This window comes from Terriglobus sp. YAF25 (assembly GCF_052113305.1).
Classification (GTDB): Bacteria; Acidobacteriota; Terriglobia; order Terriglobales; family Acidobacteriaceae; genus Terriglobus.
This window is the reverse complement of sequence record NZ_JBFRCY010000877.1, coordinates 1-1,630: the sequence shown is the minus strand read 5'-3', so window position 1 is coordinate 1,630 and position 1,630 is coordinate 1. Positions and strand designations below refer to the sequence as shown.

The 1,630-nt window shown below is 56.8% G+C and carries 3 protein-coding genes; 1 reads left to right on the top strand and 2 read right to left on the bottom strand.

Annotated features, from left to right (window positions below; translation table 11 throughout):
* Nucleotides 1–194 precede the first annotated feature (194 nt).
* On the bottom strand, nt 195–503 hold the full coding sequence (locus tag AB4043_RS24765) for a PadR family transcriptional regulator (RefSeq protein WP_442303506.1): 309 nt from the start codon (nt 501–503) through the stop codon (nt 195–197).
* A gap of 101 nt (nt 504–604) precedes the next feature.
* Here AB4043_RS24765 and AB4043_RS24760 point away from each other — a divergent pair, with 101 nt between their 5' ends.
* Nucleotides 605–832, top strand: a complete 228-nt coding sequence (locus AB4043_RS24760) for a hypothetical protein (protein ID WP_442303505.1) — start codon at nt 605–607, stop codon at nt 830–832.
* Nucleotides 833–1,188: 356 nt separating this feature from the next.
* On the opposite strand, the gene AB4043_RS24755 is transcribed toward AB4043_RS24760, so the two are convergent.
* Nucleotides 1,189–1,630: phosphatase PAP2 family protein (locus AB4043_RS24755; RefSeq protein ID WP_442308426.1), on the bottom strand; the 442-nt coding region annotated here is incomplete at its 5' end.

The following is a 1,630-nucleotide window of genomic DNA, read 5'->3' as shown; positions in this document are numbered from 1 at the left end:
CACTCACACAGACTCTTCAGCCCACGGTTTATCCGCTCTATAAAAAATGGGCTTTAGCCCTGGGCCTTTTCTGCCTGGAAGAACAAAAAGCCCGGGGCTAACGCCCATTTTTATAAGGCTCTTGTCAGCGGGCTAAAGCCCGCTTCTCTCACCTTATTCGAGCTACGCTCGAATACCTACGCTACGTCCCACTCCTAATCCTCATCCATCTCCCGCAGCAACTCCCGGACCTTCTCGTGCCCTTCTTTCAAAGCCCTTCTACCCGCAGCGGTGGCAGTGTAGACACGCCGCGGACGGCCAGGGCCAGTGGTCAACTTCGATCGCAGAAGCCCATTCCCTTCCATACTGTGCAGCAGGGGATAGAGCGTCCCCGGGCCGAGACGATAGCCATGATGGCGAAGCTCGCGCATCATTTCCAGACCATAGATCGCTTCACGGCTTGCATGATGGAGCACATGCAGCCGGACCAGACCCGAGTAGATATCGCGATATGTCTTTGGCACCCACCCAGCGTAGCGCAAGCTTAGGCAATGCGTGTGAAATCGCACATACCGGGCATCGTTTTGGGGCGATTACATCATCTGATCATTTCACGGAGGTTTTCATGAGCCACCGCGTTCTCTACGGCGAAGATGATCCACGCCGCCATACCGCGAAACTGAAAGCAATGTTGTCTGGTGTTGCCGACTATGCCTGGCACGACGTCGGGAAAGTCAACGACCCCAGGGCTCAGGCTCTTTTGAAAACAACCGCTGAGATCCTTCTCGGCCTGCGAAAGGCCTACGACGAGTTCGAACAGGAAGGCGAGATGATCTGGCGCAAAGCTAGTTAGCACGGCCTTGATGCGTATTTAGCGCTGAAGGCGCGTTCCATACCAGCCTGGGGCAACGCCCCAGGTATCAATGCCTACCCAGTATTAAAGGGCTGAAGGCCCGCCCTATATAAGAGTCTTCAATTCCATTCGCGCCGTTCATTGGTTGACAAAGCATCCCATCCAGAGAGATGTGGCATAGTGCGATTCGCGATTATAGATCGGGCCTTCAGCCCTCACGCCTTCTTAACCATCCAAAACCTGGGGCGTTGCCCCAGGCTGGTATGGAACGCGCCTTCAGCGCTTGATCCTTCGCAGGGCCAATCTGTACCGGCACGGAGAAAACCGGATGCACTGCGCCATTTGAAAATACAAATTCAATAAGCCCTTCCATGATGGCGATGAACGACATACCGTCCAATCAACCATCCGGTCGCGCTGCCGATCAAAACATCCGTCGGAAAGTGCTGTTGCCCCATCACGCGCGTCAGGCTGACTCCGGTGGCCATCGTATAGACGCCGGCCTGCACCCAGGGCGACTTATACTCACTGGCGATCACGGCTGCGGACGACCACGCGAGCACGCTATGGTTTGACGGGAACGACGAGTCCACTCCGGCCGAGCTCTGGAAGAAGAGGCCGCGGCTGTTGTCCTTCGCCGGCCGTTCCCGCCAGAAGACCAGCTTCATACCCTCCTGCACGGCATAGCTGTCGACCAGTGCTTCAGCGGTCAGAATGCCGGTCTCCCGCTGATGAGGATCATTGCGCAGCAGGCCGGAGCCATAGAGCGCCGCGGGAATCGCGACGAGCGTACCGGTC